This is a genomic window from Bradyrhizobium sp. sBnM-33 (assembly GCF_032917945.1).
Lineage (GTDB): Bacteria > Pseudomonadota > Alphaproteobacteria > Rhizobiales > Xanthobacteraceae > Bradyrhizobium.
On record NZ_CP136624.1, the window covers coordinates 6,542,700 to 6,561,562 of the forward strand.

General features: G+C 61.9%; 14 protein-coding genes and 1 pseudogene. 1 reads left to right on the forward strand and 14 read right to left on the reverse strand.

Translation table 11 applies throughout. From position 1 onward, the window contains the following. Positions 1-10: 10 nt before the first annotated feature. The 3 genes from upp to RX328_RS30930 form a co-directional block, all read right to left on the reverse strand. Positions 11-640, reverse strand: coding sequence for a uracil phosphoribosyltransferase (gene upp, locus RX328_RS30920; RefSeq protein ID WP_213253216.1), 630 nt, complete (start codon positions 638-640; stop codon positions 11-13). A 95-nt stretch (positions 641-735) separates the two neighbouring features. Further along, positions 736-1,902 carry a DUF1688 family protein gene (locus RX328_RS30925; protein WP_213253217.1) on the reverse strand — a complete coding sequence of 389 codons (1,167 nt, stop codon included), beginning with the start codon at positions 1,900-1,902 and terminating at the stop codon, positions 736-738. Between the two features lie 93 nt (positions 1,903-1,995). After that, entirely contained in the window at positions 1,996-3,246 is a 1,251-nt protein-coding gene (locus RX328_RS30930) for a GTP cyclohydrolase II (RefSeq protein ID WP_213253218.1), read from the reverse strand. Positions 3,247-3,665: 419 nt separating this feature from the next. Here RX328_RS30930 and RX328_RS30935 point away from each other — a divergent pair. Beyond that, positions 3,666-4,421: pseudogene (locus tag RX328_RS30935) on the forward strand (LysR substrate-binding domain-containing protein); the annotation flags it as partial. Between the two features lie 135 nt (positions 4,422-4,556). Here the strand turns inward: RX328_RS30935 and RX328_RS30940 are convergent. The 11 genes from RX328_RS30940 to hutI form a co-directional block, all read right to left on the reverse strand. Continuing rightward, positions 4,557-5,864 (reverse strand): amidase, encoded by a 1,308-nt coding sequence (locus RX328_RS30940; RefSeq protein ID WP_249726680.1) that lies wholly within the window; start codon positions 5,862-5,864, stop codon positions 4,557-4,559. Between the two features lie 158 nt (positions 5,865-6,022). After that, the gene (locus tag RX328_RS30945; RefSeq protein WP_213253219.1) at positions 6,023-6,826 is read right to left on the reverse strand and encodes an FAD binding domain-containing protein; all 804 of its coding nucleotides are present in this window, start codon (positions 6,824-6,826) and stop codon (positions 6,023-6,025) included. A gap of 9 nt (positions 6,827-6,835) precedes the next feature. Then, on the reverse strand, positions 6,836-9,223 hold the full coding sequence (locus RX328_RS30950) for a xanthine dehydrogenase family protein molybdopterin-binding subunit (RefSeq protein WP_213253220.1): 2,388 nt from the start codon (positions 9,221-9,223) through the stop codon (positions 6,836-6,838). A gap of 1 nt (position 9,224) precedes the next feature. After that, complete coding sequence (locus RX328_RS30955) at positions 9,225-9,713, reverse strand: (2Fe-2S)-binding protein (protein ID WP_213253221.1); 489 nt, start codon at positions 9,711-9,713, stop codon at positions 9,225-9,227. A gap of 26 nt (positions 9,714-9,739) precedes the next feature. Continuing rightward, complete coding sequence (locus RX328_RS30960; RefSeq protein ID WP_213253222.1) at positions 9,740-10,846, reverse strand: ABC transporter ATP-binding protein; 1,107 nt, start codon at positions 10,844-10,846, stop codon at positions 9,740-9,742. 11 nt (positions 10,847-10,857) lie between these two features. Beyond that, positions 10,858-11,718, reverse strand: coding sequence for an ABC transporter permease (locus RX328_RS30965; RefSeq protein WP_249726687.1), 861 nt, complete (start codon positions 11,716-11,718; stop codon positions 10,858-10,860). Positions 11,719-11,747: 29 nt separating this feature from the next. Then, positions 11,748-12,608: an ABC transporter permease gene (locus RX328_RS30970; protein WP_213253224.1), complete on the reverse strand. Its 861-nt coding sequence runs from the start codon at positions 12,606-12,608 to the stop codon at positions 11,748-11,750. Between the two features lie 93 nt (positions 12,609-12,701). Further along, positions 12,702-14,048: a PotD/PotF family extracellular solute-binding protein gene (locus RX328_RS30975; RefSeq protein WP_213253225.1), complete on the reverse strand. Its 1,347-nt coding sequence runs from the start codon at positions 14,046-14,048 to the stop codon at positions 12,702-12,704. Positions 14,049-14,362: 314 nt separating this feature from the next. Then, complete coding sequence (gene hutU, locus RX328_RS30980; RefSeq protein ID WP_213253226.1) at positions 14,363-16,033, reverse strand: urocanate hydratase; 1,671 nt, start codon at positions 16,031-16,033, stop codon at positions 14,363-14,365. After that, positions 16,030-17,607 carry a histidine ammonia-lyase gene (hutH, locus tag RX328_RS30985; RefSeq protein ID WP_213253227.1) on the reverse strand — a complete coding sequence of 526 codons (1,578 nt, stop codon included), beginning with the start codon at positions 17,605-17,607 and terminating at the stop codon, positions 16,030-16,032. Before hutH ends, hutU begins: the two co-directional genes overlap by 4 nt. Beyond that, positions 17,604-18,818 carry an imidazolonepropionase gene (hutI, locus tag RX328_RS30990; RefSeq protein WP_213253228.1) on the reverse strand — a complete coding sequence of 405 codons (1,215 nt, stop codon included), beginning with the start codon at positions 18,816-18,818 and terminating at the stop codon, positions 17,604-17,606. The genes hutH and hutI overlap by 4 nt, the downstream gene beginning before the upstream one ends. Between the last annotated feature and the right edge of the window lie 45 nt (positions 18,819-18,863).

Consider the following 18,863-nt stretch of genomic DNA (forward strand, 5'->3'; position numbering starts at 1 on the left):
TTTCGGAACCTTACCGCGTGCCGTAAGCGCGGTCGCCGGCATCACCGAGACCAGGCAAGATAAAGGCGTTCGCATCCAGCCCCTCATCGATGCCGGCCGTCCACAACCGCACGTCGGGATGCAGACCCCGGAAGCGCTCAATACCTTCCGGCGCGGCAAGCAGGCATACCAGCCGAATATCCTTGGCGCCGCGTTCCTTCAGCCGGTCCACCGCCGCCACCGCCGTGTTCGCCGTCGCAAGAACCGGCGACACCACGATTGCAAGCCGCTCGTGAAGATCGGACGGCGATTTGAAAAAATACTCCACTGCCACGAATGTCTGCGGTTCGCGGTAGAGCCCGATATGCGCGACGCGGGCGGTCGGAACGAGGTCCAGCATTCCGTCGACAAACGTCACTCCTGCCCGCAGCACTGGCACGAAAACCAGTTTCTTACCCGCAATCTTGGCCGAGTGCATGCGTGCAAGCGGAGTCTCGACCTCTACATCGGTCAGCGGCAAGTCGCGCGTCACCTCGTAACAAAGCAGCATTCCGATCTCCTTGAGGAGCTCGCGAAACGACTTGGTCGAAATCGTCTTGTCACGGATCAGCGTAAGCTTGTGCTGGACCAACGGGTGATCCACGATCGTAACGCCTTCCATGCTTTTGCTCCTTACGAGTAATCGAATCGCGTTCCATAGCATTTTTGAGCGAACCGAATACCCTGTTCGCATGAAGAAATCGCGTCAAACACATACTAAAAAACCGTACCGTCGCTACTAACCTTGACAGGCGGCGAACCGTCAGGCCGGCGCGCGAACGCCAGCGCCCTGCCGGCCGCCCAGGTGCCGCCTTCCAGAATCTTCGCCAGTGGAAGAGAGACCGGGTCAAGACCAACGCGTTGCCGTAGCAGATCCGCCAGCCGGTCCAGCAGCGCAATGGTCAGCGCCCTCCACTCGACCACGAGCGGAGACGCGACGTCATGTTCGCGTTGCACGTCCGTGGGGTCGCGCAGCACCAGCACCCCGGCGTCGACGAACAATCCGCCGTTGCGGTATTCCGCGAGGCCCGTCAGGCCGTCTATATCAGTGACCTGCAGCCCCGCTTGCTGTATCGGCTCGATCAGCGAATACGACAACCATTGCGACAATTTGTGCAACGGCACCAGCCCGCTGGTCGCATCCTCGGTCTTGAGCGCCGGATAACGCCAGCAATCCCCCAAGGAAACTCCGCCTAGCGTTATGCGCGACGGCCAGATCGACCCCAGTTGGCGCAAAAGTTCTGACAAAATCGTCGAGGCAGCGATCGCCCCCGCGTCGGCCGTCCCTGTGAGGTGATCAAACAACCCACCCGGCCGAGGCGTGTCGTGGCGGGCGAAAATCCGCGGCGACGTCGATGCTACTTGGCCGAGCCGGCGAAGAAGGCTGATGCGGCCCTCGAGGCCAACCAGCGGATTGTCGTCCGCAACCTGAAAGCCGGTCTGCAGATCGGCAACGGTCAGCCGCTCAAGCATGGCGGCATCGGCCCGCAACGGTTCGTCAGCTTTCGCTGAGAACGCACCGCGCGCAAACATATCCAGACTGGCTAGCGCTAGCCCCTCCGAACGGCCGATACTTGCGCCCGTCAGGGGATCGCGATAGCGCCACGACGGACCTGCTCCGGCGTCGAGCAGCACGCTGATCATGGCGAGGTCAAACTCGGCGCGGGCGCGCGCGTTGCCGTCACGCCAGCTCTTGGCGTCGGCAAGCGCCGCCCAGCGATCGACGCCGCCGACGACAAAATGGCGCCAACGTGAGTGAAAGGGAACATCGAACGTCGGATAGGCCTTGCGCGTTGTCGCAAGCACGAGATCAACCGCCTCGTCGAGCCGGCCAAGATCGACTTTGAAATGCTGAAGCTGATCGTTCAAGCCGATTTCCAGCATCCGGTGCGCGCGACTGCGCACCGCTTCCGCACTTAAAAGAGATAAGCCGTCTGCCGTCGCGTCAGTTGTCACGATCAATGGCCCCGGCCCGCCCTAGTATTTTTCGAGCGGCCGACCGGAGGCGATCAGGCCGTCAGCCTTCGCGTCAGGTGAAAAATATCCCGCGGCTTTCTTGGCGGCGATTTCCACATGGGCGTCGGCGGGAATCATATAATCGGGAATGGCAACGCGCTCGACAATGTCGATGCCCTGCCCCGTGAGCGCATCATATTTCATGTCGCTCATCGAGATGAAGCGATCGATGCGCTTCAATCCCAGCCAGTGAATGACATCCGGCATCAGTTGCTGGAAACGCGCATCCTGCACCCCGGCAACGCATTCGGTTCGTTCGAAATAGGCGGATGCATCGTCGCCATCCTCCTGACGCTTGCGCGCATTGTAGACCAGAAACTTCGTGACCTCGCCGAGCGCCCGGCCTTCCTTGCGGTTGTAGACGATGACGCCCAGACCACCCGATTGTCCGGCGCGCGCGCATTCCTCGATGCCCTGGATGAGATAAGGACGGCAGGTGCAGATATCAGAACCGAACACATCGGAGCCGTTGCACTCGTCATGGACGCGACAGGTGATTTTGGTCCGATGGTCCGGAAGCTTCGTGACATCGCCGAACAGATAGACGGTCGTTCCGCCGATCGGCGGAAGAAACACTTTCAGATCCGGACGCGTGACAAGCTCGGGAAACATGCCGGCGGTCTGCTCGAACAGCGCCCGTCGCAGGCTGGTCACGCTCGTGCCGAAGCGTTGCGCAATCCCGGGCAGATGCCATACCGGGTCAATCGCGATCTTGACGACGGAGACGGAGCCGCTGGCGTGAACGAATTGGCCATCCGCTACCAACCGCTTGGCGGCCAGAGCCGCCTGAATTTCGGGCAGATCGAGACGGGCGCGCGTGATCGCGATGCTCGGCCGGATATCGATGCCTTCCGCGATTTCAGCGCGGAAGTTTTCAGCGACGAGATGTCCCCACGGATCGAGCGCGACAATGCGTTCCGGGTCGAACCATTGCTCAAACGGCCCGACGGTTGCCACCGGATATGTGTTGGTCAGATCGGGCCGACGGATCGGATCCAGCGCGCCCGACGATACGGCAAGTGCGCGGTAGACCGCATAGGAGCCGCCATGGGTGCCAATCACGTTACGATCCTGTGGACGCGATACCGTCCCGATGATCGGACCACGTTCACGCGCGGTCGGTGCACCCCACAGGATCGGAAATTCATGTGTCGCGCCGGGCACCGGATGCGACGTCAGGCGAATATGATCGGTACGGTTGGAATGACTCATCGTTCGGTAGTCCCAAAACGGCAACGGCCCGCCTGGATGACGGGCCTGACCGGAGAACCAATGAATTATGCGGGTCACTGACCCCTGCGGTACTATATAGGTAAATCGTGTGTACTTACAATAACTAGGAAGAAAATCCTTCCTCGGGACGGGGCGTCATCGGTTGATCGGGACGCATGGATAACGCTACCTGCCCGGCCAATCCAAAGGCCACTCGATTTAGCGACGGTCGAGACGCCGTCGGCGAAGCAATCAACATCGCCTATTCTGCGAGCGCTTCATCACCCCTACCGCCGCTCCGACTTGCTGAAAATGCCCGATTTTTCAGCGGCCGGCGTCCAGCATGAAACTTGCTTGTGAACTTCCGGCTTCAGCATCGCGATGAGGGCTCAATGAACCTGATCAGCTTGGACATACGGATGCTTCGCTCGCTGATTTCGGTAGTCGAGACTGGCAGCATCACGGAGACTGCAAGGCGATTGGGCCGAACGCAACCGGCGATCACACTGCAACTCCAACGCCTTGAGGAACTGACCGGAAAAGCCATTTTCATCCACGAGGGCCGGCGCCTTTTTCTCACCACCGAGGGTGAGACGGTTCTCAAATTTGCCCGGTCGATTCTGAGCCTCCATGACGAGCTTCTGTCGCAACTCGCATCTCCGGATATCGAGGGACATGTCGTTCTCGGCACGCCCGATTTGTATGCGGCATTCATGTTGCCTTCGATCCTGAAAATCTTTCGAAAGGCATTTCCACGCGTTCAGATCCAATTGAACTGCTCGCTTTCGACCCCCTTGGTCGGATGCGTCAAACGGGGCGAAGTGGATATAGCCCTCGTGACCCGAATGAACGATTTCACCGGCGGCCAGGTCGTTCGGCTGGAACAGTTGATTTGGATGACGGGCGAGCAATCTACCGCGCATAACGAAGCGCCCATTCCGCTGGCGCTATTACCCCCCGGCAATATCTATCGCGACCATGCCATCGAGCGGCTGGAAGCCGCGCGCTTGCGATGGCGCATCGCCTGCATCAGCGACAGCGTTGGCGGACTGCAGGCGGCAGCCTTCGCCGGAATCGCGGTCACGGTGCTCGGTCGCAGCGCGCTGGTCCGCAACATGCGTGAGCTCGGACCCAAGGAAGGCTTGCCTCCGCTTCCGAAGGTCGATCTGCTGCTCTACAAATCGCCGGGCACAACGTCCAAAGCCGCCGGGGCCTTGCATGAATACCTCGCGCACTATCTCAATCTCGAAGACGAACTGCTGCTCGCAACAGAATTGCCGTTAACGCCGGATGTCGACGCGCGCACGGTTTCAGGACAAGGGAGGCCGAAACTGGACCCAGGGCCTCGCCCGCTCGAACGCGGCGGCGATCCGCAAGATCAAATCCTCATCCAGCCAAGTGGCGACAATTTGAAGCCCGATCGGCAACCCGCTGTCGTCAAATCCGCAGGGAATAGTCGCAGCCGGCAGTCCCGTCAGGTTTATCGGCCACGAGAACGGCGACCAACCTAAATGGCGGTCGACGGCGCAGCCCGCAATTTGATCGACACCTACTGCGCCCGCGCGAAATGCCGTAACAGCAACCGTAGGCGTGACGAGAGCGTCGACCTTTCCAAACAGCTCCAGAAACGACGCCCGCAAGCCCGCCCGCCGGTAACTTGCCTCGACGTAGTCAGTGCCGCTATAGCTGCGGCCTTTCGCGATGACCTCGCGATAATCTTCGTCGGATGCCGACAGGGCAATGAAATCGCGATTGGCCACAGCCGCCGCCTGTTCCGTATAGGCGATCGGCTTCAGAATTCGCTCCAGCATGTCAGGTGCAAATCTCGCGCAGTCCGGCATAATTTCGGCGCCGAGTGTCGCCAGCGTCGCGCTGGCAGCTTCGAATGCGTCACGTACTTGCGGATCCACGGCGGCATAGCCGAAATCGACGCTGGTCCCGATTTTCAGACCGTCGAGACGATCAGGCGCTACCGTGAACCGGCGGGAGGCCACTGGCAGGCTCGCCGCGTCACGAAGGTCATGGGCCGCAATCACCTCCAGCAACAGCGCAGCATCGGCGACTGTCCGCGCGATTGGCCCGGTGTGGGCCAGCGAGGCCCATGATGGCGGCGAAAATCCGGGTGACCGCGGCACCAGTCCGAAGGTTGGTTTCAACCCGACCACGCCGCAGAAGGAAGATGGTACGCGGATCGATCCCACGCCGTCGGTACCTATCGCTAACGGGCCGCATCCGGCAGCAACCGCAGCCGCGGCACCGCCACTCGACCCTCCGCTTGTCCGGGCCTTGTTCCAGGGGTTGCGGGTGATGCCCGATACCGGACTATCCGCCGTAAGCTTATAGCCGGACTCACATGTCGTGGTCTTGCAGGTGACGATCGCCCCTTCAGTCTCCAACGCGGCCACGACCGCAGCATTGGCATCCGGTATGAATCCCCTGTTGCAGGGCGCGCCGCCAAACGCCGGCACACCCGCGACGAACACCAGATCCTTGATGGTAACCGGCACACCGGCAAGCCGTCCCTGAGGTTGCCCTGCCCGCCAGGCTTCCGTCGCCCGATCCGCGGCGGCGCGCGCCTGTTCATAGGTGGGCGTAACCACGACATTGCAACACCGCATCCGTTATCTCCAACGCGGCGATGACGTCTTCGACAACCTCCCGCGGCGTAAAACGCCCGCACCTGTAGCCCTCCAGCAAATCGGTAGCGGAGAGTTTGGCCAGATCGCGAATTCCCGCGGCTGGCGCCGTTCGAGCGCTGCTTGATTCCACTGCGTCCTCACAAGCCCTGGGTGGCGGCCGCAACGGCCTTCTTCGCCATGACGGTAACCAGATGCGCGCGGTACTCGGCGTCGGCGTGGATGTCGGAGTTCAAGCCTGCGGCATTGATCTTGATCGAGGCTGCCGCGCCAGGCTCAAATCGAGCTTCGAGTGCGCTCTCCATGGCCGGCACGCGAAAGACGCAAGGCCCCGCCCCGGTCACGGCGACGCATACCTTGCCGCCGGCTTTCGCGACGCAGACCCCCACCATGGCATAGCGGGATGCCGGCGACTTGAATTTCGCGTACCCCGCCGCGGACGGAATCGGAAAACGTATCGAAGTGATGATCTCATTTGTCTCAAGCGAAGTTTCAAACATCCCCGTGAAGAACGCACCCGCCGGCAGTTCACGCCGGTTGGTCACAACGATCGCGTCGAGCGCCAGTACCGCCGCCGGATAATCCGCGGATGGATCGTTGTTGGCGACCGAACCGCCGATCGTGCCGCGATTGCGCACAGCGGGATCGCCGATGCCGGCGGCAAGATGCGCCAGCATCGGGACCTTGCTCCGGACGATCTCGGATGTGGCAACGGTGACATGCCGGACCATCGCGCCGATCACCAACGCGTCTCCGTCGACGGCAATCGTGGATAGTTGCGGAATTTTCCCCAGATCGATCAGCGCCGCGGGCTCCGCGAGGCCTTGCTTGATGGTCGGCAGCAGTGTCATGCCGCCGGCAAGCAGCTTGCTCTCGGAGACGTCGTTCAGCAATGCGAACGCATCCGGCACGGTTTCCGGACTGTGAAATTCGAATGACTTCATTTCACTCTCCTATTCTGCGGCCAGCGGCATTGCTGCATTTTGAATGATGCGCCAGATCCGATTCGGGGTCGCAGGCATGTCGACGTGATGAACGCCGAGATGCGAGAGCGCATCGACGACGGCGTTGATGACAGCAGCCGGCGACCCGATGGTGCCGACCTCCCCGCAACCCTTCACGCCCATGGGCGTGTGCGTGCAGAGCGTGGAATGGGTCTCGACCGTCATGTTGGGAAGATGATCGGCGCGCGGCATGCAATAGTCCATGAACGAGCCGGACAGGAGCTGGCCCGAGACCTCGTCATAGACGGCATTCTCGAACAGCGCCTGGCCGACCCCCTGAACGATACCGCCGTGCAACTGCCCCGCGACGATCATCGGATTGATCACAGTGCCGACATCGTCGACCGCGGTGTACTTCTCCAGGGTCACGGTGCCAGTTTCCGGGTCGATCTCGACCTCGGCAATGTGGCATCCGCCGGGATAGGTGAAGTTGACCGGATCGTAATAGGCCTGCTCCTCCAGGCCCGGCTCCAGAACCTCCAACGGATAATCATGCGGCACGTAGGCGGCGCCGGCGATTTCCGCGAACGACTTGCTGCGGTCGGTACCGGCAACGGAAAAGACACCAGCCTCAAACTGGATGTCGTGCTCGCCCGCCTCGAGTAGATGCGCGGCAATCTTCTTGCCCTTCACGATCACCTTGTCGCTGGCCTTTGAGAGCGCGGCCCCGCCGACCACGAGCGAGCGCGAACCATAGGTGCCCATGCCGAACTGCACCCGGTCGGTATCGCCAAAGGCAATATCGACGCTGTCGAAGGGCACACCGAGCTTGTCCGACACGATCTGGGCGAATGTCGTCTCGTGGCCCTGGCCGTGATTGTGGGTACCGATCAGCACGGTGACTTGTCCGGTCGGATGGACGCGAACCGTGGCGCTCTCATAGAGTCCGCCACGGGCGCCGAGGCGTCTGGCAAAGCGCGATGGCGCCAGACCGCAGGCCTCGACATAGGTGGAAAAGCCGAGCCCTCGGAACTTTCCGGCCCGTTCGGACGCAGCCTTGCGCGCGCCGAAGCCGGCGGCGTCTCCTGCCGTCAATGCGCCCTCGAGGCAACCAAGCGGATCGCCCGAATCGTATTCCACCAGCACTGGCGTCTGGTAGGGATACGCCTCCCTTGCGATCATATTGCGCCGCCGCAGTTCGACTCGGTCGATCTTCATTTCGGCTGCTGCGACGTCAACGATCCGCTCAAGCACAAAGGTTGCTTCCGGCCGCCCGGCGCCACGATAGGCGTCAACCGGGACGGTGTTGGTGAAGACCACCTTGACGTTGCAGTAAATCGCCGGGGTGGTGTAGACGCCACTGAGCAATGGCCCGTATAGATTTGTCGGAATGTTGGGTCCGAAGGTCGACAGATAACCGCCCATATTGGCCAGCGTTGTCACCTTGAAGGCCAAGAATTTTCCGTTTTCGTCGAGCGCCAGCTCGGCTTCCGTCACGTGATCGCGGCCATGGCGATCTGAGATAAAACCTTCCGACCGGTCGGCTACCCATTTGATCGGCCGCTCCACCTTCCTGGCAGCCCAGGTGATGACCGCTTCCTCGCCATAGTGGAACTGCTTGACGCCAAAGCCACCGCCGACATCAGGCGCCACGACCCGCACTTTCTGCTCCGGCAGCTTGAGCACCAGTGCCGCCATCAGGAAGCGCACCACGTGAGGAAACTGGCTCGTCGTCCAAAGCGTGTAGTGATCCCTGCCCCTGTCATATTCGGCGATCGCAGCCCGCGGCTCCATGGGATTGCCGATCAGCCGATTATTGACGAGGCTGAGACGGGCGATATGCGCCGCTTTCCGGAAAGCCGCGGTGACAGCGGCCTTGTCGCCCAGTTCCCAATCGCAGCACAGGTTATTCGGCACGTCGTCGAACAGCAGCGGCGCATCGGCGCGAACGGCTTCGAGTACGCCGACCACAGCGGGCAGAACCTCGTAATCGATGGCCAGCAGTTCGGCCGCAGCCCGCGCTTCCTTCAGCGTATCCGCGACGACGAAGGCCACCATGTCGCCGACGAACCGCACTTTGCCCTGCGCCAGCATCGGGAACGGCGGCTCCTTCATCGGAAGCCCGTCAGTACCGTGAATGCCCCAGCCGCACGGCAGCGACCCCAGGCCGTCAGCCGCGACATCCTCGCCGGTCAAGATAGCATGGATGCCCGGCAGCGCCAGCGCTGTGGTCTTGTCGATGCCGCGAATAACAGCATGCGCATGCGGCGAGCGAACAAATACGCCGAATGCCATGTCCGGCCGCTTCATGTCGGCGACGTAACTGCCGCGTCCGGTCAGAAAGCGGAAGTCTTCTTTGCGGCGGGGCGCCTTGCCAATTCCAATGATGTTCGACATATCACTCTCCGATGGTCGGCGCGTTCATGGCGGCCGCACCAGCTATGACCGATGCGACGATGTTCTGATATCCAGTGCAGCGGCACAGGTTTCCTTCCAAGCCGTGACGCACTTCTGCTTCGGTCGGAGCCGGATTCTTTGTCGCCAACGCGACCGCCGTCATCACCATTCCGGGCGTGCAGAAGCCGCATTGCAGGCCGTGGTTCTCGCGAAAAGCCTCCTGCATCGGATGCAGCCGGTTCGAACCCGATGTTGCAGACAATCCCTCGATCGTCATCAACGCAGCGCCGTCGAGACTCGGCGCGAGCAAGGTGCAGCTCTTCACCGCATCTCCATTGAGCAGCACGGTGCAGGCACCGCACTGGCTGGTGTCGCATCCGACATGCGTACCGGTCAGATTCAGCGTCTCGCGAAGCAACTCGGAGACCAGCGTCGCGGGCTCGACGTCCACCTTGCGGGACCGGCCGTTGAGCATGAAATTGATGACCATCGTGACCTCCAGGGCTGTGGGAGATTTCAGACAAGAACGCGGGCGCGTCCCGCCGACCAGGTGGCTAGCAGAACATCGCCGACATTGAACGGGTCCTGAAAGAACGTTCGTTCCGGGACGTAGGCGATGAATTCTTCGTCGGGGATCGTATCCAGCATCACCTTGACGAATGACCCCTGATACTCGATCGCCAGCACGCGGCTGGGCAGCGCCGTCGCGCCGCCGCCGGGTTCGCCCGAGGTTGCCCGCATCAGCTCGATGTCGTCGCGCCGTATCGCCAGATCGATCCGGTCGCCGATGCCGATCTGCCGATCTGCCTGCACGCCGACATGAATGCCGGCGCGGTGGGGGTGCGATATCACAAGATGATCCGAGCCGACCTGCTCAACCCTGCCGGACAACACGTTCTGGCCGCCGAGAAACTCCGCCACGTAGCGGTCGTGCGGATAAGCGTAGACATCGCGGGCGGCGCCAGATTGCTTGATCTTGCCCTTCTCCATCACGACAACGACGTCCGCGAGTGCAATAGCCTCGAGCTGAGTGTGCGTGACGTGGACGAAGGTGATGCCGAGCTCGCGCTGCATCCGCCGCAGCTCCTGGCGCATCTGCACGCGTAGCTGCTCGTCCAGCGCCGAGAGCGGCTCATCCAGCAGCAGCACCCGCGGCTCCGTGATCGCCGCGCGCGCCAGCGCCACGCGCTGCTGCTGGCCACCGGACAAATTTGCAGGCAAGCGGTCGGCCAGTTCGGTCAGTCGGACCTTCTCCATCATCAGGTCGACGGCCTTGTAGCGCTCTGTCCTGGACTGGCCGCGCACGCGCAGCGCAAACGCGATATTGTCTCGGACAGTCAAGTGGGGAAACAGGGCGTAAGACTGAAACATCATGGCTGTGCGGCGTTCGACTGGCACGAGGCCGAGCACGTTCTCGCCACCGATCACAATCTCGCCCGCGGTCGGGTCTTCATGCCCCGCGATCATCCGCAAAATCGTGGTCTTGCCGCAGCCAGATGGCCCCAGGAAACAGCAATAGGCGCCATCCGGTATCTTCAGATTGACGCCATCGACGACATTCGTAGCGCCATCGTAGCTCTTGCAGAGACCTGCCAGTTCGATATTGCCGCGGCCGGGACGCATGCGTGAACTCCTCAATGGCGTGCTGGACCGGTGCCGCGGCGCCGGTTGATCAGGACGATGGCGCCGATACTGACACCGATCGCCACAAAGGAGACGATGGTGGTAACCGTGCCCAGCGCATACAGCGAGGGCGACGTCACGTTGAGCGTCATGCTCCAGATCTCGAGCGGCAGCGTATTGAGCGATCCGGCGGTCTGCAGCGAGCGGGCGAACTCGTCGTAAGAGAGCGTGAAACCGAACAAGGCGACGGCGACGAGACCCGGCGCGAGGATCGGAATTACAACGAGCCTGATGGTCTGCCAGCGGCTGGCGCCGAGGTCGCGCGCGGCTTCCTCCCAGGCCCCATTGAAGCGGGACATGACCGCGAACATCACGAGCACGCCGAACGGCAGTGTCCAGGATAGCTGCGCGCCGAGCGCCGAGGTGTACCAGCTCGCGTTGATCCCCAGCCATTGGAACAGCAAGCCGATTCCGATGCCGAGCACGAGGCCGGGCGCGACCAGGCTGCCGATCATCAGGTAGAACACAAATGTGTCTCCGAAGAACCGGCGGCGGAAGGCCAGTCCCGCCATGAACGAAACCACCAGCGTGATGATGGTGACGAGCCCGGCAAGCTTGATTGACCGGTCAAACGAGCCCTTGACGTCGCCGGTGCGGACCTGGGTGAAAAGATCGACAAACCAGTGCAACGAGTGCCCCTTCATCGGGAACACAAGGCCGCCACGAACATCCTGGAACGAAAGAATGTAGATGCAGATCATCGGCCCGTAGAGCGCGGCCACGTACAGCGTGAAGACGACTGCCAGTACATAGAACGTCCAGGGGCGGCGATCGCTTCGCGGAGCCGCGGCGTGGCGGCGGGATTTCATCATCGGGACGTCCAGCCTTTCGAGGACAGTCGTCATTGCGTGATTTCGCGGCGGATATCGACGGTGCGTAGAATGAGGGAAATGGCGACGATGAGGACGACCGTCAGCAGCACCGCGCTTGCAGCGGCGATCGGGTATTGCAGCACGCCGACATTTTCATAGAACGCACTGACGACCGAGGCGGAGCCGCCGCCCGACATCACCTTGACGACGAAAAAGTCTCCCATCACGATCGATACGACGAAGATCGATCCGAGCGCGATGCCGCTCTTCGACATCGGGATGATGATCAGGCGCATGACATCGAGGCGGCTTGCACCGGAATCGACCGCGGCCTCGACCACTCGCTTGTCGATGCGGGCCATCGAATTGAAGATCGGGACCACCATGAAGATGGTCAATTGGTGGACATAGGCGATGACCACGGCGAGGCCGGAATACAGCAGCACTTCAAGTGGCTCGCGGATAAGGCCCGTTCCGATCAACGCCGAATTGACCAGTCCCTCCTTCCCGAGCAACGGGATCCAGGAGATCATCCGAATGATGTTGGAGGTCCAGAACGGCACCGTGCAGATCAGAAACAGGCTGATCGCCAGCAACTGGTTCTTGACGTGAAACACCAGGAAATAGGCAACGAGAAAGCCGATGATGAGCGCGAAGAACCATGTCAACACGGTGAACTTCAGCGTCGCCAGATAGAGATGGAAGGTCTGCGCCGAAGTCAGCACATCGACGTAGTTTGCCAGCGTAAAGGTTGCGATCAGGCCACCGAAGCCGTCGGTCTCAAGAACGCTCGCGACAAGCACCACGAGAATCGGGATCAGAAAGAACGGCACGATCACCAGCATCAGCGGCGCAACGTATAGCCATGAAACCCAATTTTGCCGCGACATCGCGTGTAGCCTGCCCCGATCTTGTCCGATGCTTCGGAGTTATGCATTCAGTGTGCCAACGCGGGTTAGCGCATCGGCACATCCGCTTTCGGATCAGGCCACCTTGAAGTCATTCCACCGCTTGTTCATGTAAGCGGCTTCGTCCATCAGGGTATTCCAGCAGGAGATGTTCTTGACGCGATCCAGGAACGACCCGCCGTCCCGCTTGGTGCCGGCCTTTTCCATCGGCACGCCGTAGGGATCGTTGATGACGGATGGCGCCGGCTTGCCGTCGTACCAGAAGTCCCACTCGGCCGCGGTCAGGAACTTCTTTGCTGTCGACGGGACCGGGCTGTAATAGCCGTAGCGTCCGACAAAGCCACCCTGCCAGCCCGAAAGGTACCAGTTGAGATACTCATAGGCGGCGTCGAGCTTCTTGCCTGACAGATGCTTCATCAAGCCCATGCCGTTGCACCAGCCGCGATAGCCTTCCTTGCCATTCTTGACGTTGACCGGCGCATAGACGCATGGAATTTCCTTGACCCGCACCGCGGCGACCGCCGGCGACCACATCGACTGGATCACCACCTCGCCCGCTGCCATGAGCTGGACTGACTGATCGAAGGTGGTCCACGTTGCGCGGAACTGTCCGGCCTTCTTCAACTCGATCAGCTTTTCGCAGGTGAAGTCGATCTCCTGCTTGGTCATGTTTCCCTTGTTGCCGTATTTGATCAGACCGGCGCTTTCGAAACACAGGGCCGCATCCATGATGCCGATGGCGGGAACGTCGAGGATCGCGGCTTTGCCCTTGAATTTCGGGTCGATCAAATCCTTCCACTCGGTGACCTCGTGCCCGACGAGATCCGGACGGTAACCGATCGAATCGGCATTGTAGACCTGAGGCAGGAAGGTCGCCCATTCCGTGACACCGTCATGCAGCTCGGTCGCGTTCGGCTTGGCGATATACATCGCCTCATAGGGCGAAATGCCCTGCCGCGGGATCTTGTGGCCGTCGATCTCTCCCTTGGTGAAGATCGGCAGAATATTATCGAATTCCTTGATCTTCTTGACTTCGATGCCTTGGATCACCGAACGCTTCGCCGCCAGCTTGGCTTGCCATCCCTCGAGGTCGGCGATGTCGACGGAGTCAGGCTGGCTGATGAAGCGGTTGATCGCGGCTGACGTATCCAGGTTCTGCATCGTCACCTTGAAGCCGAGGTCCTTGGCGGCCTGGTCGCCGATCGCCTTGACCACCGAATAGGACACGCCGACATGGCGCAGTTCGATGTCCTTGATTTCCTGCGCCCAGATCGTTGGAAAGCCGCGGACGGCATCGGAGCCGATCGCGGCCCCCGCTACAGCGGCGCTCGCCTTGAGAAGAGAGCGCCTGGACAAGCCTTTCTTTCCTGTCGAGCGCTTCGCCGAAGATGGCTTGCAATCCGCCTTGTCAGCTTCAGACATGATAATCTCCGCCCCGTGTTGATGAACCAGCGTCTGCGTCCGACCGCTTCACTTGCGCAAGCCGCGTCGATGCGTGCAGGTAACGGGAGAGAATTCAGCTTGTAAAATTGGAAGTAACAATGCGCGGCATAAGTCGCGCTAATGAATCTGCGCCTGGACGCCTCGCATTCCGCGCGCAACGAGTGCCAAGTTCACGCACACCGATCATCGGCTGTGCTCGCTGGCATAATCGGCATTGTCATGCACTTCGAGATCTTGCGAGAACGCGTCAGGTGCTGCGCTCAGTATTGAGAGCGCCGAAAACCGATCTTGCGCTACAATGTCAGACCGGGCAGATCGAGCCCGTTGGCGCGGGCACATGCAATCGCGCTTTCATAGCCAGCGTCGGCATGACGCATGACGCCTGATGCCGGATCGTTCCACAACACGCGTTCAAGGCGGCGGGCCGCCTCCGGGGTGCCGTCCGCGACAATGACCATGCCGGCGTGTTGCGAATAGCCGATCCCGACGCCGCCGCCATGATGGAGCGAGACCCAGGTGGCGCCGCTGGCACAATTGAGCAGCGCGTTGAGCAGCGGCCAGTCGGAGACGGCATCCGAGCCGTCGCGCATCGCTTCGGTTTCGCGGTTCGGGCTCGCAACGGAGCCGCTGTCGAGATGATCGCGACCGATGACGATCGGCGCCTTCAGCTCGCCGCGCGCCACCATTTCATTGAACGCCAGGCCGAGCCGGTGGCGATCACCAAGACCGACCCAGCAGATTCGTGCCGGCAGCCCCTGGAATTTGATCCGCGCTTTCGCCATGTCGAGCCAATTGTGCAAATGCTTGTCATCCGGCATCAGCTCCTTGACCTTGGCGTCGGTCCGGAAAATATCTTCGGGGTCTCCTGAAAGCGCTGCCCACCGGAACGGGCCGACGCCGCGGCAAAACAAAGGACGAATATAGGCTGGAACGAAGCCGGGGAAATCGAATGCGTTCTTCAGTCCCATGTCCTTCGCCATCTGGCGGATGTTGTTGCCATAGTCGAGCGTCGGAATGCCTTGCGCGTGGAAATCCAGCATCGCCTGGACGTGGCCGACCATGGAGGTCTTGGCAGCCACTTCAACTGCCTTCGGGTCGGCCTCGCGTTTGGACTCCCATTCGGCAAGCGTCCATCCCTTCGGCAGATAGCCGTTGATCGGATCATGCGCGCTGGTCTGGTCGGTGACGATGTCCGGCCTGACGCCGCGGCGCACCAATTCGGGAAAAACTTCGGCGGCATTGCCGAGCAGGCCGACGGAGACCGGCTTCTTGCTTTGTGCCGCCTCCGTCATGATCGCGAGCGCCTCGTCAAGCGAGCTTGCCTGCCGGTCGAGGTAACCCGTGCGCAGCCGCATCTCGATGCGGCTCGGCTGGCATTCGATCGCGAGCATCGACGCCCCGGCCATGGTCGCGGCAAGCGGCTGCGCTCCGCCCATCCCGCCGAGACCCGCCGTCAATATCCACTTGCCCGCGAGATTGCCGCCGTAATGACGTCGCCCGACCTCGACAAACGTTTCGTACGTCCCCTGCACGATGCCCTGGCTGCCGATGTAGATCCACGAGCCGGCCGTCATCTGGCCGAACATCATCAGCCCGGCCTTGTCGAGAGCGTTGAAGTGATCGAGCGTCGCCCAGTGCGGCACCAGGTTCGAGTTCGCGATCAGTACGCGCGGCGCATCGGCATGGGTGCGGAAAATTCCGACCGGCTTGCCGGATTGAACGACCAGCGTCTGGTCGCCTTCGAGCTTGCGGAGCGAGGCGACAATCCGATCAAAGCTGTCCCAGTCGCGGGCGGCCCGGCCGATACCGCCATAGACGACGAGCTCGCTCGGCCGTTCGGCGACGTCGGGATCGAGGTTGTTCATCAGCATTCGCAGCGGTGCTTCCGTCAGCCAGCTCTTGGCGCTGATCTCAGGCCCATGGGGCGCCCGGATGATACGGTCGTTGTCCAGTCGGCGGTTCATGACAAAGAGCCTCTCTCGGCAAGGATTGGAAACGGGTTACTCTCAAGCACCGACATCGCGGCGGCCGGCAACGTGCCGGCTTCAACCAGGGCCGTTGCCTTCGCGAGATCGTCGGCCATGTAGCGATCACTACCGAGCGGCTGGACTTGCTCACGCAACGCTGCAATGACCGCCGCAAGCGCAGGACTGGTCGAATGCGGTGCGCGCAACCCGATGCCTTGCGCCGCAACCAGCAACTCGATGCCGAGAATGGTGGCGAGATTGTCCGCCATGTCAGATAACCGCCGCGCCGCGTGTGCGGCCATCGATACATGGTCTTCCTGATTGGCGCTGGTCGGCGTCGAATCGATCGAGCAGGCTGCCGCGCGCTGCTTGTTCTCCGCATAGAGCGCGGCCGCCGTCACTTCGGCAATCATGAAGCCAGAGTTGAGGCCTGGATCGGGAGTCAGGAACGGCGGCAGGCCAAAGTTCAGCGCGGGATCGACGAGAGTCGCGATGCGTCGCTCGCTGATCGCGCCAATCTCGGAGAGCGCCAGCGCAATCTGGTCGGCGGCAAAAGCGACCGGCTCGGCGTGGAAATTGCCGCCCGAGACGATCTCTCCGGTCTCGACCAGCACCAGCGGGTTATCCGTGACGGCATTGGCTTCGATCGTCAGCGTGCGGGCGGCTTCCGTCAGAAGGTCGAGCGCGGCGCCGGCGACCTGGGGCTGGCAGCGCAGGCAATAGGGATCCTGCACGCGCTCATCGCCTTCAAGATGCGACATGCGGATATCGCTACCATCGAGCAACGCCGTCAGTGTCGCGCCGGCGGCGATTTGCCCGGCATGCCCGCGCAGTTGCTGGATCTCCGGGCGAAACGGCGCCGTCGACGCCATCGCCGCATCGACGGACAAGGCGCCAGTCACCAACGCGGCGTTAACGAGGCTATGGGCACGCAACAAACCGGAAACGGCATAGGCCGTCGAAAACTGCGTGCCATTGATCAGCGCAAGCCCTTCCTTCGGACCGAGCGTCACCGGCTCAAGACCAGCGGCGGCCAGAGCATCGCGGGCCGGCACAACGCTTCCGTCCACCAGCGCCTGCCCCTCGCCGATCATGACCGCCGTCATATGCGCAAGCGGCGCGAGATCGCCGGACGCTCCGACCGATCCCTGCTGCGGCACAAGCGGACAAATGCCCTTCGCCAGCATGGCCTGGAGTTGCTCGATGATTTCGCGACGTACGCCCGATGCACCTCGTCCCAGCGAGACGATCTTGAGCGCCATCATCATGCGAACGATCGGTTCCGGTGTCGGCGGCCCTACCCCGCAGCAATGCGACACAATGAGATTGTGCTGCAGCAGCACCGTCTGGTCGGCAGCAATCCGCTTCGACGCCAGTTTTCCGAATCCGGTATTGATGCCGTACGCTGGGGCTTCCGCGCGCGCGGCCGCCGCAACGATCGCCGATGCCGCTTCCACGCGAGGCCAGAACGATGGATCGAGCACGACCGGCGCGCCGGCAAGCACTTGCGCCAGATCGTTGAGGCTGACCCTTCCAGGCGAAACCACAATGGGGGCGTCGGGACGGCTCACTGTCCCCTCCACACCCGGCTGTGCAACGGATTAAAACCGATCCGGTAAACGAGCTCGGCCGGCCGCTCGATCTCCCAGATCGCGAGATCGCACCATTTGCCTGCCTGGAGCGTGCCGGCCTCGCCGATAATGCCGAGTGCGCGCGCACCTTCCCGTGTCACGCCAGCAAGGCATTCGGCAACGGTTAGCCGGAACAGCGTTGCGCCCATATTCATAGCCAATAGAAGCGACGTCAGCGGCGAACTGCCGGGATTGCAGTCGGTCGCAAGTGCCATGTTGACGCCGTGGGCGCGGAATAGTTCGATCGGCGGCTTTGTCGTCTCGCGAATAAAGTAGAAAGCGCCCGGCAGCAGCACCGCCACTGTCCCTGCTCGCGCCATTGCCGCGGCGCCGGCATCATCTGTGTGCTCCAGATGATCAGCCGATAAGGCCGAGAATTCCGCGGCAAGCGCGGCGCCGCCGAGGTTCGACAATTGATCCGCATGCAGCTTGACCGGCAATCCAAGCGCCTTGGCCGCGCGGAACACCCGCGTCGTTTGCTCTCCCGAAAACGCAATGCCTTCCATGAACGCATCGACAGCATCGGCCAATCCGGCCTGCGCCACCGCCGGCAACATCTCGCGGCAGACAAGGTCGATATACCGATCCTTGTCACCGTCAGCTTCCGGAGGCGTCGCGTGCGCGCCGAGAAACGTCGTCTTGACAGCGACCGGCCGGGTGTTACCCAACACGCGCGCCGCCGAGAGCTGACGCATCTCGGTTTCCGTATCGAGCCCGTAACCGGATTTGATCTCCAGCGTCGTCACGCCCTCGCCGATCAGGGTATCGAGTCTTGGCAGCGCGCCAGCAATAAGCTCGGCCTCGCTGGACGCCCGCGTCGCCGCGACCGTAGAGACAATGCCGCCACCTGCGCGCGCGATCTCTTCGTAGCTCGCTCCCTGCAGCCGCAGCTCGAACTCGTGCGCGCGGTTGCCGCCAAAAACCAGATGGGTGTGACAATCCACCAATCCCGGCGTGATCCAGCGCCCCGCGCAATCGATCCGCTCGGCCGCATCGGCGTCCGCTGGAAAGTCGGAACACCTGCCGGCGAAGGCGATGCGGCCGTCGCGCGCGGCGATCAGGCCGTCCTCGATCATTCCAAGATCGGGCAGATCCTCGCGGATCGTGGCGAGCCGGGCGTTGAGCCAGATTCGATCGAAGCGCTCGGCCATGCAGCTCTCCTCGGCGGCAGCAGCTTGACGTATCTATATGTCTAT

Excerpts from the sequence above, each read along its gene's own strand:
- hutU (WP_213253226.1), bottom strand. The coding sequence starts at position 16,033 with ATGAACCGCCGACTGGACAACGACCGTATCATCCGGGCGCCCCATGGG.
- RX328_RS30955 (WP_213253221.1), bottom strand. The coding sequence starts at position 9,713 with ATGGTCATCAATTTCATGCTCAACGGCCGGTCCCGCAAGGTGGACGTC.
- RX328_RS30945 (WP_213253219.1), bottom strand. The coding sequence starts at position 6,826 with ATGAAGTCATTCGAATTTCACAGTCCGGAAACCGTGCCGGATGCGTTC.
- RX328_RS30930 (WP_213253218.1), bottom strand. The coding sequence starts at position 3,246 with ATGAGTCATTCCAACCGTACCGATCATATTCGCCTGACGTCGCATCCG.
- RX328_RS30960 (WP_213253222.1), bottom strand. The coding sequence starts at position 10,846 with ATGCGTCCCGGCCGCGGCAATATCGAACTGGCAGGTCTCTGCAAGAGC.
- RX328_RS30940 (WP_249726680.1), bottom strand. The coding sequence starts at position 5,864 with ATGCGGTGTTGCAATGTCGTGGTTACGCCCACCTATGAACAGGCGCGC.
- RX328_RS30925 (WP_213253217.1), bottom strand. The coding sequence starts at position 1,902 with ATGCTGGAAATCGGCTTGAACGATCAGCTTCAGCATTTCAAAGTCGAT.
- RX328_RS30950 (WP_213253220.1), bottom strand. The coding sequence starts at position 9,223 with ATGTCGAACATCATTGGAATTGGCAAGGCGCCCCGCCGCAAAGAAGAC.
- RX328_RS30970 (WP_213253224.1), bottom strand. The coding sequence starts at position 12,608 with ATGTCGCGGCAAAATTGGGTTTCATGGCTATACGTTGCGCCGCTGATG.
- hutI (WP_213253228.1), bottom strand. The coding sequence starts at position 18,818 with ATGGCCGAGCGCTTCGATCGAATCTGGCTCAACGCCCGGCTCGCCACG.
- upp (WP_213253216.1), bottom strand. The coding sequence starts at position 640 with ATGGAAGGCGTTACGATCGTGGATCACCCGTTGGTCCAGCACAAGCTT.
- RX328_RS30965 (WP_249726687.1), bottom strand. The coding sequence starts at position 11,718 with ATGATGAAATCCCGCCGCCACGCCGCGGCTCCGCGAAGCGATCGCCGC.
- RX328_RS30975 (WP_213253225.1), bottom strand. The coding sequence starts at position 14,048 with ATGTCTGAAGCTGACAAGGCGGATTGCAAGCCATCTTCGGCGAAGCGC.